This is a genomic window from 'Vigna radiata' phytoplasma (assembly GCF_030586915.1).
Taxonomy (GTDB): domain Bacteria; phylum Bacillota_I; class Bacilli_A; order Acholeplasmatales; family Acholeplasmataceae; genus Phytoplasma; species Phytoplasma australasiaticum.
On sequence record NZ_JAOSIS010000001.1, the window covers coordinates 1 to 16,404 of the forward strand.

The window sequence follows — 16,404 nt, forward strand, 5'->3', positions numbered from 1 at the left end:
CTTCTAAATTATTAACTAAACAATGAAAAACCCCTTTAATTTTATTTTTATAAGGCAATAAAATTTTATAAACTTCTTCGAAAGCTTCTCTGGCGTGCAAAATAACAGGTAAATTATATTTAATTGCCAAATCTAATTGAATTTGTAAATTTTTTTTTTGAATAGGTAAAGAAGTTTTATCCCTATATAAATCAATACCAATCTCACCTACTGCTACAACTTGTGGTAATCTTAAATATTGTTGAATAGTCATAGGATCTTCATCATGCCAATAACAAGGATGTATACCGACTGCAATTTTAATGCATTCATATTCTAAAGCTAAATGAAAAGCCTTAGCATTAGTTTTAGAATCTAAACCTGGAACAACAAAATATTTAATTCCTTGATGATGCGCTTTAGCGATAACTTCGTTTAAATCCCCTTCATAGTCATTTAAATTCAAGTGCGTATGAGTATCAATTAATAACATATTTTTAATCACAACACTCCCATTCCCTTGTTTTGCAAATTAAAAAATAATACAAAACTCACCAAATATAAATTTTTATAATATTTAAAATAATATTTAAAATTAAACTTAACAAAAATAAACCGATCATCCCCAAAAAGATCGAATGCCTAATATTTTGTTAAAATTAACTTTTGTAAATGCGATATAAAAAATTTAAACGTTCCGATATTTATTGTTTAAAATATTTCAATCTAAAAAAATATAATTTCGAGTTTTTCCAATATTTATATTAACAATATATATAATAATTATACAAATTAAATTTTATGTTTAAATAAATCTAAATTATTATAATCAAATAAATTTTTTGGTAAAGTTATCTCATCAGTTTATAATTTTAAAAACCAACAGCAATCCTTTTAAATTTCTATTTATAAAACAATTTCATAAAATCAATCTTTCAACTTATACCACGGATAATTAATAATATTTTATTTAAAAAATAATTCGCTGATATATAATGAAATATTAACAAAAATATATTATAAAATTTTTATATGAATTGAATTTATTATAAACAATTTTTTTCAAGAAATTTAATAAATAAACCTGATAATATTAAAATGACTTAAATAAACATTATAATTCTTAAAAATTATTACTATTTAAATTATTCAGGAGGGATTTATTAATCCCCTAAAAATATAAAAATTATTTTAAAAAACATTTATCATTTATAAATGAATAGGTTTATCAACGGCCCCTAAAAAAGTTTCTAAATTTAATTCTGCTAAGGTAGGATGTGGATGAATTACTTCCATAGCATCATATGCTGTGCCATTAAATGCCATTAAAGTACCGCTTTCAGTAATTAATTCTGTAGCATTATAAGCATAAATATGCATACCTAAAATTTTAAGTGTATCTTTTTCAACAATTAACTTGGCAAAACCTTCTAAATCGCCATCAGCATGAGCTTTACCTATAGCTTGAACAGGCATTTTGGATATTTTATAATTTAAATTACGTTCTTTAGCTTGTTGTTCTGTGCAGCCAATAGAAGCTATTTCAGGAAAACTATAAATACACGATGGAACATGTTCATAATTAATAGGTTTTATTTTATCCTGTAAATTTAAAGCGTGATGTGTAGCTATAATACCTTCGTGACTTGCAACATGAGCTAACATATATTTACCATTAACATCTCCAATAGCATATACATCCGGTATAGACGTTTGTAAAAAATTATCAGTTAAAATGCCATTTCTATCCATAGTTAATTTCAATTTATCCAAACCTATTAAATTTGGTTTGGTTCCCACAGCCATCAAAATAATATCTGTTGTATCGTGATATATTTTTTGTTGATATTCATAATAAACAATATTTTTATCAATTTTAATTACATTAGCTTCTGTCATAATCTTAATATTAGCATTTTTAAGATTTTTAGTATAAGCGGTTATAATATCACTATCCATAGAACTTATAATGGATTTTTGTTTTTCCAAAATAATTACTTCAGCTCCAAATTTATTAAAGATAGTCGCAAATTCGACGCCTATCACTCCTCCACCTATAATAATTATTTTTTTAGGAAAAGTCTCTAATTGCACTAATTCTTTACTAGTATACAAATATTTATCCAAATACGATTCTTTAGCGCCAGGTATAGGAGGTATAAAAGCATGAGAACCGGTTGCTATAATCAGTTTTTTAGTATGCAAAATTTGATTATCTACAACCACTTGATAAGCATTTACAACTTCTGCTACACCTGAATAAAAATCAATTAATTTATTTTTTTTTAAAAGGAAAGCTATACCATTAGTTAAATTTTGAACAATTTTATCTTTACGTTGTAAAATAGATTTCCAATCGAAAGATATTTCACCTATATTATTCAATCCAAATTTACTAGCATTTTTGCATAAATCCCAAACTTTAGCACTTTTTAAAAAAGCTTTTGTAGGTATACAACCATAATTTAAACAAATACCACCTACTTTATGTTTCTCGATTAAAGCTACTTTAGCACCTAATTGAGCAGCTTTAATAGCCGATACATAACCGCCTGGCCCTCCACCTATAACTAAAATATCATATATTTGTTGCATATCATTAAAACTCGCTTTACAATTAAAAATAATTTTTTTTGTTTAAATAAATTTAAAAAATCCATTAACGACTATTAACTTGATATTATCATAAAATTAAAAATTACAAAAACATACAAACTGGGATTTTTTTAAAAAATTATTAATTTTATAATTCATAAAATCAAAATAAATTTTGTAAAAATTAATAAAAATAAAATATATTAAATATTTTTTATTCAATTAAATCCGATGGGTTGTTAAATAAATCTTTAAAAGCATTTAAAAATCTAGATGCTATACCACCATCTATAATACGATGATCAAAACTTAAAGATAAAGGTAACATATAAGCTTTTCCGATATTACCATCTTCTAAAACAATAGGTTTTAATTTCATTAAACCCATACCTAAAATAGCTACTTGAGGAAAATAAATCACGGGAGTGCCATAAGAAACTCCAAAAGTACCCCAATTACTTAAAGTAAAAGTTCCATCATTAATATCTTTATAAACTAATTTTTTATCACGAGTACGCTGAGATAAATCTTGAATCGATTCTGCAATCTTCCAAATATTTAAACTATCAGTGTCTTTAATATTAGGAACAATTAAACCGTCATCAGTATCTACAGCTATACCCAAATTAATATATTTTTTAATTATAATTTCGTCCTTTTGATCATCAAAAGTAGAATTGAAAATAGGAAATTTTATTAATAATTTAACTAAAGCTTTGGCAACAAAAGCTAAATAAGTAAGTTTTATGGTTGATGTTGGATTTTGCGATTTCAAATCTTTTCTCAAATCCACAACTTTATTCATATTAAATTCTTCCATTAAAGTAACATCTGGAATAATAGCTTTGGCGATAGACATTTGCTTTGCTATAGTTTTACGTAAATTAGAAATTTTCTTAACTTCGATTTTTTCAAGATCTTTAATTGTGTTATTTTTTTTATCTAAATCTTGCATATATTTTTATCCCTTTTATATTGTTTATTTTATAAATATTATATTTATTCTTTAACTTCTATCTCTATAACAGCTAAAACCTGATCTAACTCTACTTGATCAGAAGGAGAACATTTTATTTCTAAAATAACACCATCTACAGGAGATAATAATGTATCAGATAATTTATCATTTTCAATTTCGAATAATCCTTGACCTTCTTTAACTATATCTCCAACTTTACAAAGGCATTTGGTAATAGTTCCTTCGTGTAAACCTTCACCTAAATCATGAAATTTAAATTCATATTTTTGTATTTTTTTATGTTCCATAATAAATAAACCTACTTTTTTTCTTGAATTTTTTTATATAAATATAACTATAATAATTTCTCTTTTATATTATAAAGAAAACAAAATACTAATAATAATTAAAGTTAGAATTATTTATTCAATTTATTAAACATCTTTTTAATATAATAAATAATTTTAGCAGGATTTAAAATTTGATGATATTCTCCTCTAGCTAAAGGAGTTATAATATCATAACCAGTAATACGAATAGGAGCAACTTTTAAAGCATCGAATGCATATTCATTTATTAAAGTAATTATTTCTCCTGCTGGACCATAAGTTTTAGTAGCTTCATGAGCTACTACTAATCTACCAGTTTTTTTAACAGATTGAATAATAGTTTCTTGATCTATAGGAGTAATACTTCTTAAATCGATTAATTCCACAGAAATATTATTTTGTTCTAAAGATTCAATAGCGGTTTGAATAACCGGAATAGCAGATGACCACCCTACTACAGTCACATCAGAACCTTCTTTAACTACTCGAGCTTTACCAATTTCTATTTCATAAGGTTCTACAGGAACTTCTTCTCTACGGGAACGATATAAAACTTTTGGTTCTAAAAAAATTACAGGATCATTAGATTTAATAGCGGATAGTAATAACCCTTTAGCGTCAATAGGATTAGAAGGCACTACTACATGCAATCCTGGGAAAGAAGCTAACATACCCTCAATGGATTCAGAATGATGTTCTAAAGCTTTAATATTTCCTTGTATTGTAGTTCGAACTACCATAGGAACTGTAAATTTTCCACGAGTACGATTACGTAATCTAACAGCATGACAAAATAGATCTTGTAAAGCTGGAAAAATAAAACCTTCAAATTGTATTTCTGCTATAGGACGGAAACCAGCTAAAGCTAATCCTATACCGCTACCTAAAATACTAGATTCTGAAATAGGGGTATTAAAAACTTTTGAAGATCCGTATTTACTATACAAACCTTTAAGAACTCTAAAAACACCACCTAAATTTTCTACATCTTCCCCGAATAAAACCACTTTTGGGATATTTTCTAAGGCATAATCTAAAGTATGATTAATAGCTTCTAACATATTCATTTTCATAAAAGCCATAATTTTATTTCCCTTCTTCTGTTGATTTTAAAAATGATTCATAATCATGCAACTGCATTTTTAATTGAGGAGTCATTGTTTCATAAGTATGTTCGAAAACCTCTTTCGGTTCAACTATATTAGCATAAGTTAAAATACGTTTATGAGCTTCTTTAATTTTATCAATCACATTTTGTTTAATTTTATTTATCAATTCATCTGTTAAAATATTTTTATTTATTAAATATTTTTGAAATCTTGAAATAGGTTCTTTTTTAAACCATTCTTCTTCTTCAGACTTAGAACGATATAAAGAAGGATTATCATTAGTAGTATGCCCTAATAAACGATATGTATATAATTCTAATAAAGAAGGACCATTACCATTTCTCGCAGATTCAATAAAATGTTTTGCAGCGGTATAAACCGCTAAAATATCATTACCATCAACTCTTATTCCAGGTATACCAAAAGCAATAGCTTTTTGGGCTAAACTTTCAGCATAACAAGCTACTTTTCTAGGTGTAGAAATAGCATATTGATTATTTTGAATAGCGACTACTAAAGGAACTTGAAAAACCGCTGCATAATTTAAACCTGCCGCAAATTCTTCGCTTGCAGTACCGCCATCTCCTATAGTTGCTATTGTAACATCCCTTTTATTATCTAATTTACTAGCTAAGGCTAATCCGGCACCTATATTAATAGAACTACCGATAATAATATTAACAGGTAAAATACGTTTTTGAGCTTCTATTGCTGAACCTCGTTCGTTACCATACCAATAAAGTAAAATATTTTCTACAGAAACGCCACGATACAAAAACATACCTAAATCACGAAAATAAGGAGAAATCCAATCGTTATCCGCGCAAGCTGCTGCAATACCTATTTGACAAGCTTCATGACCTGTATTCAAAACATAAGAAAGCATTCGTCCTTGACGCTGATATTGAAAAGCTGCTGTATCAGTCTCTCTAGTGAAAACCATAAATTCATAAATTTTTAACAATTCTTCATTTGATAAATTAGGCTCAAACTCAGAATTAATTACAAAACCTTGTTCATCTAAAACTTGCAACATAGGTTTTTGTTCTACATTATACAAAAAATCATCTATTTTTTTTGACAAAATTATAACTCCTTTATTTTTTTAATTTTAAACCACTTGTATTAAACCTTGAATAAATTACACAAAAAACCTCGAGTTATCTAATCAAAATTTGAGATAAATTAACTTCAATTAATTGGTTGGTTTCTATTTTGTAATCAATAATTTTTTGTTTTAATTCATCAGAATTCAAAACCGGTATAACACCGAAATACAAAGACAACCAAGATGCTTCTTTAATATTATCAACTATAGCTAGTATTGGTACTGCAGAATGGAACTTCGAAATGATACAAGCATCTATAAAACTATTTACTAAAATAGCTTTAGTATCTGTAATATTAGCTAACTCAATAGCACCTAATAAAAATTTTTCTCGCCAAGCTTTAGGTTCATAATAATTTAAAAAAACATCATAATCTAAAAATTTTTCCGCACTTTTATTAATATTATACATATATTGAACAGATTCTACAGGATAATTACCTGAAGCACTTTCGCCAGATAACATAGTAGCGCTTGTACCTTCTCGAACCGCATTGAAAACATCTGAAATTTCAGCTTTAGTTGGACGAGGATTTTTTTGCATAGATTCTAACATTTGAGTAGCTACAATTACCAATTTACCTTTTTGAAGACATTTATCAATAATTTCACTTTGATATAACGGAACTAAAGTGCCATCAACCTCAATACCCAAATCACCTCTAGCAACCATAACACCATCCGCAATAGATGAAATTTCATCTATATGATCAATACCTTCTTGATTTTCTATTTTAGCAATAATTTTAATATTATCACATTTATTCAATTCCAAAAGATCTCTAATATCTTGTATATCTTGAGCACTACGAACAAAAGAAGCTGCAATATAATCATAATTTTGTTCAATAGCAAACAAAATATCTTGTTTATCTTTTTTTGATAAAAAAGGGATATTTAATTTAACACCAGGAACATTAACACCTCTACGAGATTTAACTAAATGACTATTTTGAGCTTTCGTAATTAATTCTTTCTTAAGATTATCTTTTTCGATAACTTGTAAAGATAAGTAACCATCGTCAATGTTAATAAAATCGCCTATATTTAGTTCATTATAAAAATTAGGATAAGTTACAGAGAAAATTTCACTATTACCTAAAACTTCCGTTGAAGCAATTCTCACTAAAGAATCCTTTTGTATTAAAACATCACCATCAAAATTATGAGTTCTAATTTCGGGACCTTTAGTATCTAACATTAACGCTACATATCTGTTTAATTCTTGATTAATAGCTCTAATAATAGAAATTATTTTTTTACTCATATCATAATCAGCATGAGAAAAATTAAATCTAGCAACATTTAAACCGCTCAAAATCATTTTTTTCAAAACTGCTTCAGAATAACATGAAGGCCCTAAAGTGCAAATAATTTTTGTTTTATTCATAAATAACTATATCCCGCTTTACTCCAATTTAAATTTAATTTTAAAATTGATTTAAAATTTAAAATTTTGTATTAAAAATTTTAAACACAATTATGATTAAAAACCGATCGTTACTTTAATAATTCAATAAAAATTAAAATTACTACTATATTATAAATCTTTTTTTATTATTTGCAAATCTATTTAAATAGTATATTCTTAAAAAAATAAAAATACTTTACAAAAATTATTTCTAAATAAATATTAACTAACAATCATAATTTAATAAATAATTAATATGATGACATTTAACATAAATTTTTTTATTATTGAAATAAAGAAATTAAATTAACCACCAATATTAAAATTACAAAAGAAAAAAAATATTTAGTAATAATAAAATTTCTCATATATTTATAACGTAATAAATCTATCCAAAAAGAAATAAATATAATAATTCCATCTATAAAAAACAAAATATAACGCAAATTAAAATTAAATTTTTGATTTAATAGTAAAAATATAATATCAGTGCCACCAGTAGAAGAACCACTAGAAAAAATTAAACCACAACCAATCCCTATACATAAACTTATAATTAAAGAAATAATTGAAAGTTTTAAAACATGATTTTTTTTAATACAAACAGGAAATAAATTGATAAAAAAACTTTTATTTATAGAACATTTAGACAAAAATTTAATAGACCCAGTAAACACTAAATTAAATAAAATAGTAGTAAATAAAAAAAAGAAAGTATTAGGTAACCAAAAACCGCATAAAAACATAATAATTAAACGAGAAATTATAATACCTAAAGGATTGCTAAAAAAATAATTTTGTTTATTTTCCGAACGATTGTAAAAAAAAACTTTATCTAAAAAAAGTAAATTACTTTCTAAACCACCGACTATAAATTCTTCAGATAAAATAAAAAAATAAACACTAAAAATCAATAATAACAAGCCTAATATAATTTTCAAAATTAAATATATATATAAAAAAAACATATCTTTTAACATCGATTTATAAAAAAAAGATAAACATAACATAATCAAACTAAAAATACATAAACTAACAATAATTTGTATAAATTTACTATTTTTTTTCATTTAAATATATTCAAAACCTACCTTTCTTTTACGTAAATTAATAATTAGATTACTAAAATTATTCGTGTTATGGCCAAAATAATTAAAACATAAATCAATATTCTATTTTTTTATCAAGATACTAAAAAACTAATAAATAAATACAAAAGTGACTAATATTAAAAAATATTAGTCACTAAAATGCCTATTTTATTGAAAATTAAATAAAATATATAAAAATAAATTTAATTTTACAATTTATCATCAAAAATATATAAGAATAATAAAAAAATGTATTATTTTTAAAAAATAAATTAATTCAATACATAGCGTAAAATTAAAAATATACTTATATAAAAATCTAAAACAAAATATATTTAACACAAATTAATCGTATCCGATTAAAAAAAATTATTATCAAATAATATTGAAAATAATTCATTTTTAACTAGTAACATAAAGCTATATTAATTTCAAAGCTACTTTTTATCGTAACTGAAAAAAACAAAAAATGCAAATATTATACATAAATGATACTAAAAAACATTAAATCAGTTTTAAATATAATTTAATTATTTTCCTTATAATTTTAAAAGTTCTTTATAATTTTAAAAATAATTAAAAATAACCTTAAAATAATGCAAAATAAACAGTTCATATTATTAAAAAATATTTAAAGAATATATTAAGAAAAAGAGTAAATCATTATTGTTTATAAAATTACAAATTAGAAAATTTAAATTTTTAAATTATAATGTGCAACACAATTATAAATTTTACGTCTGATTTTTATCGATATTTATTCATAAAATTTATTAATTTATATATTTTAAAAATAATTGTTAATATGTTTATAGATTTATAAATTTTTAATATATTAATCAATTATAGAAAACCATAAATTATTTTAAATAATAAAAAAATCTCATAATTTACATTATTTAAAATAATTTAAAATAAATAGAATTAATTCGTAGCTAAAATAAAATATTAATATTTTATTAATTCAATATTTTAAATCATTTTTAGTTAATTATAATTAATCTATAAAGACAAATAAATGTTAATAATAAATAGAAATATATAATGTTAACATAAATCAAAAAGGATTGCTTTTTTTATGTTACTGAACAAAATACAAAAACAGCTTACTGATAAAATTATTAAAGTTTTTGATAACCAACAAACTACTTTACTTGTAGCTCCAACAGGCTCAGGAAAAACAATTATGTTTTCTTTTATTTTAAAACATTTTTTTCAAATAAAATCAATTGAAAAAGCTTGTGTGTTAGTTCATAGAGACGAATTAATGCAACAAAATAAAAAAGCTTTTGAAACTATTACTTCAAATATTACAACATGTTATTTTAATGCAAAAATTAAAAAATGGGATTCTCAAGTAATTTTTGCCATGGTACAAACTTTAGCTAAAAATCTTCCTGAAAATCCTAATATAGATATGTTAATAATAGACGAAGCACATCATTCTGCAGCAAATACTTATAAAATAATTATTGATCATTTTTTGAAATACAATCCTAGTTGTAAAATTCTTGGTGTAACAGCTACTCCTATAAGAGGTGATAAAAAAAAATTAAAAGAAATTTTTCCAGAAATTACAGCCCAAATTACAATCAAAGAATTAATTAAAGCAGGGTTATTAGTGAAACCAGAAGTGTTTATTAGAGATGTCGGTATTAAAGAAAAAATATATAATTTATATCAAAAAAATCAAGAATATGATTTAAATAAAGTGGCAGCAATTATAAATACAACTGTTATTAATTCAGAAGTAATTTCTTATTGGAAAAAATATGCTCAAAATCGTCAAACTGTAATTTTTTGCGCCAATATTAAACATGCTTACGATATTACAGAAACATTTCAAAAAGCCGGAATTAAGGCTCAATTAATTACAGGACATTATAATATCGAAAAACGAAACATTATCTTAAAAAATTTTGATCAAGAAAAAATTCAAGTTATTATCAACGTTAATGTGCTAACAGAAGGATGGGATTGTCAAATTGTTTCCTGTGTAGTGTTATTACGCCCAAGTTCTTTTAAATCTACCATCGAACAAATGATTGGTCGCGGTTTAAGACTTGTTAACCATACAAAATATCCTCATATTACCAAAAAAGATTGTATTGTATTAGATTTTGGTACATCTATCCAAAATAATCCTAATTTATTCGAATATTTATCTCCATATGATTCCAAAAAGAAAAAAAAATTAACTCAACAGAATTCCAATAATATATCATTAAATACAAGAGAACCAAAAACAATACAGTTCACTAAAAATATTAAAATGAAAAAATATGATATATTAAAAAATTCAAATTTTGAATGGTATGATCTCACAAACAAAGGAAAGCATTATATAGCAGGGTTTCATGCTTGGGCTTATATAACTAATTATAAAGATTTTTATATAGCTATAGGAGGAAAAAAAGAACCAAAAACAGCTAAATGTTTATTTAAAGGAAACGAAGATAATTGTTTTGCTATCGCTAATGATTGGTTAAATTTACACGAAAACGATAAATCGTCTTATAAAACTCAATACTGGAATAAACATCATTATACACCAAAACAACATAATTATTTATTACGTTTATTAAAATTAAGACAAAAAAACCAAAAAATTAACTTCTCTATCTTATGTAATCAAGAAAAAATAAAAAATATGAACAAATACCAAATGTCTAGAATAATAACTTTTCTCATTAAATATAACGAAATTAAAAAAATAATATTCAAAATCATAAAACCTTAAAATTAATACTAAACTTATAATTGTAACTAAATATAAACTAAAAATTAAAAAAATATAAATTAATTGATTTTAGAAAATGAAAAAATAACCTATTAATAATAAATAAGATATCAAATCGTAAAAGTTACTAAAAATTTAACAAATTATTCATTTTAAAAAAATAAACACCTAAAAATTCAATACATTTCTTGTAAAATTTTCGACAACCACATGATTATTATCTTTAATAATAATCAAATTAGTTTGTACATAAGGAGAAATATCTACAATTCTTTGCGGCGGGATAGCCATAATAAATTGAATCTTTAAAGAATTAAAAAAGCACATCATACCTTCTATTCTGGCTTCATCCATATTATTAAAAGCTTCATCAAACAAAACTAAACAACCTTGATTATTTTGTGAACTAGTTATCAATTGTTCAAAACAAATAGACATAATAATATAAAAAGGTACTTGAGTCTCTCCTCCAGATTTTTCACGAAAAATTTTTGAAAACAAAGAATAATTATTATTAATATCTTTAATTTGAATATCATAAGTCATATAGTTACGGTAATCTAAAAAAGATTCTGCTATATCCTCATAACCTTCCTCAAAAGAAATTATTTTATCAAATAATTCTTCTAATAAAGTATTTTCGCACATTAATCCTCTTTCTAATAACTCATTCTGAGATTCATTATTTTCATAACTAGAAATCACATCATAATACTTTTTATAATCAGGGTCATTAGAAGGTTTAATAAGTATTTGATAACTATCATTACCAAAAGGTCTATCATTTAATAATTTATTTAATTTGTGAATTTGTTGTTTAGTATTATCTATACTTTCTTTTAGTTTATTAATAAACTCTTCTTTAAAAATTATTTCTGTTTTATGAGTTAATTCTTTAGCTTCTTGTTCATAAGATGATAAATTTTGAGAATTAATAGAATGATATTCTTGGTAAAAATATTCCAAATTTTCTAATTTAGCTTCAATATGAGAAATGTTATATGTTTTTAAATAAAGCTGCATTTTATTCATTAACTCTATTTGTTGAGTTAATTTTTGTTGTTCTATATTTTTTAAATAATCATTAACTTTACTTAAAATTAATTCGTAATTATCATTATATTTTTGACAATAATTGTATAAATGTATATTAATTTTATCTTCTATAGCAGGAGAATTAATTTTATTCTTTAAAATATCTAATTTTTGATTTAATTCTGATAAAGTAACTCTTACCTTTATATTTTCAGATTCATAATGATGCAAATTATTCTTTAATTCCGCCATTTTAAATAAAATTTGTTCTAATTGTTCATTATTATTTTTCTTTTGTTCCATCAAAGAAACTAAATTATCTTCTACACATTGAAATCTTAAATCGGAATTTAATTCATTTATTTGTTTATAAATTTTTTTTATTTTATCTTTAATAGAAAATAATTCTGAATATAAATTAAAATTATCAGAACTTAAAATATTAGCTAATTGACTTTTATTCAATAAATTAAGAATTTCTTGATATTTAGATAATTCACTTTTATGTTGGAATATCAAAGATTTAGATTTTTGAATTTCTAACAAAAACAAATTTTCACGCATCTTAATAGAATTATTACCGATATATGGGAATTGATAAAGTTTTGGATTAATTTTTCTTAAAGTATATTGGCTATACACTAAACAATCAGGAGTAATAGCTGTTTTGTGTTTTTTTAAATTTAAAAAATCTAACTCGCATATAATATTAGATAAAAGTAAACGAATATATTTCAAAGCGTTTTGATTACTAGAAGATATTTTAGTAGATAAACTATTAGCATTATCTTTTATTAAAGGTATTTGTGCTACATTAACTAATCCTATGTCATAAAAATTATTATCTAAAGATTGCGGTAAATTTCTATATATTTTTAATGCCTGATCAAAATAATTTTCTTCTATTAACAAATTAAATTTTCTATTTCCCAAAAAACCTTCTATAGCATTTCTCCATAAATTATCATTAATATCTATTAATTCGCATAAAGGATAAATAAATACTGACAAATTATAAAAATCACTTAATTTTTGATTTAAAATTTCAATTAATTTCTGTATGTGCCTAGGATAAACAGATCTAACAGAAGAAAGAACACGACAATCATTTTCTTTTTCGGAAATTTTTTTCTGTAAATCTAAAATAATTTTATTAAAATCATTTTTTTGTATATTAAAATTAATTATTTCTTTTGATATAAATACAGATAGCTTCTCCAAAATAATCTTTAATCTCGGTAAACTTAATTTCATTTCAGAAAACTCTAAGTTCAAAAAATTACTTATAAAATTAATACTATCTTTATCGATTTCAAATAAAAATAAATCTTGTAACTGTTTTAAATTTGTTAATTCTTGATTAATCTGACTTTGAAATAAATTAATTTTGTTATTTAAGTTTTTTTCAATATTTTGATAAAATACTAAATCTTTTTGCAAATTATTTAAAAATAAATTTTTATCATTAGATTTTAAAACTGCTAATTCATTATTTAAATTTTCTATAGTTAAATTAATTTTTTCTTTCTTAAATAATAATTTTTTTAAACTTAATTCATCCGCTTCTTTCTTAGACTGATAATAATTAAAATAAAAATGATTTTTTTTAATTTGTATTTGATATAAAAGGCATTGATAAATTTGAATTTGGTCTTTTAAATGAATAAATTTTTTATCAGCATCTATAATATTAGTTAAATGAAATAATTTATTTTTTTCAAATTCTATTTGAAGTTCTAATTTTTTTAATTGTTTAAAACTATTTTTTAAACTAGAAATATTTACAGGATTAGGCTCTAATAAAAATTCAAAAACAAAATTTTGTAAATTAAGTGGTTTAAAAGCTAAAGCTTTAGGTAACATTTGAATATATTTAGTTATATTAATATTTAAATAATTACTTATAGCGTTTTGATATTGCTTTTTAGTATCAAAAAAATTAAAATTAGGAATATATTGGCGTAAAAAAAGAAGAAGTTGTTTTTGTGTTTTTGGTTGATTATCCTCTACACACATACCATTAATAAATTGAATATTTTCTATAAAATAAAATTTTTCTTTTAAATTACTACTACGAGAAAGTTCTAAAACGCATCCGAAAATACTATATTTTTTATTAACATTATCATAAAATTCTAATAAAATATGCGTAATTACATCTTGATCCCTTAAAAATTCTTTATTTTCGGCTCCGATTTTACAACGCATATAACTTTCCAAAGAACGTTTAGCATTAACATTTGCTGCTATGTTAAATTTTACATGATTGCGTTCCCCTATTAAAACATATTGCAAAGCATCTAACAAAGTGGATTTACCAGAACCATTTTCCCCGGAAACCAAAGTATTAGACTCAATATCAATAATCTGAAAAGAAAAAAAATGCCAATTAACTAATTGTATTTTTGTTAATTTTTTCATTTTAATTAGTCACATTCGTAGTAAATAATTCTTGGTAATATTGCAGCATACCTAAATTAATTAAATATAAAATAGTAGGATAAATGCGGATAATTAAATCATTAGGTAGATAATGATTATAATCAGAAAAATCAATAATGTTATACTGTTTAAACAAAAGTAAAGAATTTTTTATTTTTTCTTTTGTTAGTTTATGCATCTCAGTATATCCAATACTTTTTAATTCAAGATAAATATCTTGTAAATAAATTTCCACTTTATGATTTAAAGGCACTAATTCTTTCTTTTTTTGGAATAAAATCCTAAACAAAAATAACAATAAACTTTCTTCTTTTTTAATTCTTAATTTATTTAATTGTTGAACATTTTTAATAAAAATAACTTCATCATGTTTTTGAATTTCTAATTCAAAATCTATTAATTTTAAAAAAGAAATAAACATTTCTTGATGTAATAAAATAAATCTATAATCATTTAAATCAGAATTTTTTTGAGAAGTTAAATAATTAACTTGAAACAATTTATTAACAATACGAGAAAAAATCTCTTTTTCTTTTTCTTTCAAGACTTTAAATTTTTGAAAAAATATTTGCAACTCTTGTGTTTTTTGATCCATAATCCCTTTTTCCTAAAAAACTTTTTCATTAAAAATCTAAAATATAAACTTTATTAAACGTTATAAATTTAAATAAATAAAATAAATTTTCTATTAAAATTTATATAAGTATATTTTTTTGAAAAAAATCATATAATTGATCTGCATCGATATGTGGAGCTATAAATTTAGCTACTTCTTTAGTGCGAGGATATAAACTATTACCCATAGCTATACCAATATCTGCATAAGATAACATTTCAACATCATTACTACCATCTCCTATACAAATTAATTGATAATCAGGATATTTGGATTTAACTTTAGCAATACCATAATATTTATTTACATAATTAACAGTTAAATCTACATGATTTTGCCAAAAACATACATTTAAAAAATTTAAATTATTCATAAAATTTCTAATTTTTTTAACATCCGAACCTAAAGCAACCATAAAATATATCTTAGACATAAATTTTAAATCATAAACCAAATCATAATTTAATTCTTTTTGATAATAATTCACCAAAGATAAATCAGATAAATTAGGATTATATAAAATTACTTCTTTACCAACATTAACACCGGCTAATAAAATATTAAAAGATTTAATTTTATTAACAAAACACTCAATATATTCCCGAGGAATAGGATTTTCATCAATAATACCATCAATTTTAGATATAGTTACAGCGCCATTCATAATTACAAAATATTGGAAACAAGATATTAAATCTCCCAGAACGTTTAAATTACGATAATTCCTACCCGTAGCAATCCCTAAAATAATATCAGGTTTATTTGCCAAGTCTAAAATTAATTTTTTCGTTTGTGGCAAAATTATTTTTTTATCGTTATGATAAAGAGTTTGATCTATATCAAAAAAATATATTCTTTTCATCTCATATTATCGTCCTAATTCTTGTTTTTATAATCACTAAAAATAAAAATTTACTAAAAATATAAATAAAATTTAAAACAAAATCGTTGCGTTGTATCAAGCATTAAAATAATCCAAAATTATAATAAA

General features: G+C 23.0%; 12 protein-coding genes. 1 reads left to right on the forward strand and 11 read right to left on the reverse strand.

From position 1 onward, the window contains the following. The 8 genes from OC710_RS00005 to OC710_RS00040 form a co-directional block, all read right to left on the reverse strand. A partial coding sequence (locus tag OC710_RS00005) for a TatD family hydrolase (protein WP_304514954.1) occupies nucleotides 1–472 on the reverse strand: 472 nt, incomplete at its 3' end. Nucleotides 473–1,188: 716 nt separating this feature from the next. Further along, a complete protein-coding gene (gene lpdA / locus OC710_RS00010; protein WP_054598464.1) occupies nucleotides 1,189–2,574 on the reverse strand; it encodes a dihydrolipoyl dehydrogenase in 1,386 nt (461 codons plus the stop codon). A gap of 214 nt (nucleotides 2,575–2,788) precedes the next feature. Next, a complete protein-coding gene (locus OC710_RS00015; RefSeq protein WP_004995317.1) occupies nucleotides 2,789–3,529 on the reverse strand; it encodes a dihydrolipoamide acetyltransferase family protein in 741 nt (246 codons plus the stop codon). 44 nt (nucleotides 3,530–3,573) lie between these two features. Further along, nucleotides 3,574–3,840, reverse strand: coding sequence for a biotin/lipoyl-containing protein (locus OC710_RS00020; protein ID WP_004995315.1), 267 nt, complete (start codon nucleotides 3,838–3,840; stop codon nucleotides 3,574–3,576). Nucleotides 3,841–3,950: 110 nt separating this feature from the next. Continuing rightward, nucleotides 3,951–4,943 carry an alpha-ketoacid dehydrogenase subunit beta gene (locus OC710_RS00025; protein WP_004995314.1) on the reverse strand — a complete coding sequence of 331 codons (993 nt, stop codon included), beginning with the start codon at nucleotides 4,941–4,943 and terminating at the stop codon, nucleotides 3,951–3,953. A gap of 4 nt (nucleotides 4,944–4,947) precedes the next feature. Beyond that, nucleotides 4,948–6,060 (reverse strand): pyruvate dehydrogenase (acetyl-transferring) E1 component subunit alpha, encoded by a 1,113-nt coding sequence (gene pdhA, locus OC710_RS00030; RefSeq protein WP_370659222.1) that lies wholly within the window; start codon nucleotides 6,058–6,060, stop codon nucleotides 4,948–4,950. Nucleotides 6,061–6,130: 70 nt separating this feature from the next. Further along, the gene (pyk, locus tag OC710_RS00035; RefSeq protein ID WP_004995312.1) at nucleotides 6,131–7,468 is read right to left on the reverse strand and encodes a pyruvate kinase; all 1,338 of its coding nucleotides are present in this window, start codon (nucleotides 7,466–7,468) and stop codon (nucleotides 6,131–6,133) included. A 305-nt stretch (nucleotides 7,469–7,773) separates the two neighbouring features. Continuing rightward, a complete protein-coding gene (locus OC710_RS00040; RefSeq protein WP_054598463.1) occupies nucleotides 7,774–8,559 on the reverse strand; it encodes a YitT family protein in 786 nt (261 codons plus the stop codon). 1,099 nt (nucleotides 8,560–9,658) lie between these two features. Between OC710_RS00040 and OC710_RS00045 the strand changes: the two genes are divergently transcribed. After that, entirely contained in the window at nucleotides 9,659–11,320 is a 1,662-nt protein-coding gene (locus tag OC710_RS00045; protein ID WP_004995309.1) for a DEAD/DEAH box helicase, read from the forward strand. Between the two features lie 168 nt (nucleotides 11,321–11,488). Here OC710_RS00045 and OC710_RS00050 read toward each other — a convergent pair whose 3' ends face one another. The 3 genes from OC710_RS00050 to OC710_RS00060 form a co-directional block, all read right to left on the reverse strand. Continuing rightward, nucleotides 11,489–14,776: an ATP-binding protein gene (locus tag OC710_RS00050; RefSeq protein ID WP_004995308.1), complete on the reverse strand. Its 3,288-nt coding sequence runs from the start codon at nucleotides 14,774–14,776 to the stop codon at nucleotides 11,489–11,491. A 1-nt stretch (nucleotide 14,777) separates the two neighbouring features. Next, complete coding sequence (locus tag OC710_RS00055; protein ID WP_004995303.1) at nucleotides 14,778–15,392, reverse strand: DUF4194 domain-containing protein; 615 nt, start codon at nucleotides 15,390–15,392, stop codon at nucleotides 14,778–14,780. Nucleotides 15,393–15,492: 100 nt separating this feature from the next. Then, nucleotides 15,493–16,275 (reverse strand): HAD family hydrolase, encoded by a 783-nt coding sequence (locus OC710_RS00060; RefSeq protein ID WP_004995301.1) that lies wholly within the window; start codon nucleotides 16,273–16,275, stop codon nucleotides 15,493–15,495. Nucleotides 16,276–16,404: the final 129 nt, after the last annotated feature.

What these genes read in the sequence shown, in the direction of transcription:
- pyk (WP_004995312.1), bottom strand. Translation starts at nt 7,468, where the DNA reads ATGAATAAAACAAAAATTATTTGCACTTTAGGGCCTTCATGTTATTCT.
- OC710_RS00025 (WP_004995314.1), bottom strand. Translation starts at nt 4,943, where the DNA reads ATGGCTTTTATGAAAATGAATATGTTAGAAGCTATTAATCATACTTTA.
- OC710_RS00050 (WP_004995308.1), bottom strand. Translation starts at nt 14,776, where the DNA reads ATGAAAAAATTAACAAAAATACAATTAGTTAATTGGCATTTTTTTTCT.
- OC710_RS00045 (WP_004995309.1), top strand. Translation starts at nt 9,659, where the DNA reads ATGTTACTGAACAAAATACAAAAACAGCTTACTGATAAAATTATTAAA.
- lpdA (WP_054598464.1), bottom strand. Translation starts at nt 2,574, where the DNA reads ATGCAACAAATATATGATATTTTAGTTATAGGTGGAGGGCCAGGCGGT.
- OC710_RS00055 (WP_004995303.1), bottom strand. Translation starts at nt 15,392, where the DNA reads ATGGATCAAAAAACACAAGAGTTGCAAATATTTTTTCAAAAATTTAAA.
- OC710_RS00015 (WP_004995317.1), bottom strand. Translation starts at nt 3,529, where the DNA reads ATGCAAGATTTAGATAAAAAAAATAACACAATTAAAGATCTTGAAAAA.
- OC710_RS00020 (WP_004995315.1), bottom strand. Translation starts at nt 3,840, where the DNA reads ATGGAACATAAAAAAATACAAAAATATGAATTTAAATTTCATGATTTA.
- OC710_RS00060 (WP_004995301.1), bottom strand. Translation starts at nt 16,275, where the DNA reads ATGAAAAGAATATATTTTTTTGATATAGATCAAACTCTTTATCATAAC.
- OC710_RS00040 (WP_054598463.1), bottom strand. Translation starts at nt 8,559, where the DNA reads ATGAAAAAAAATAGTAAATTTATACAAATTATTGTTAGTTTATGTATT.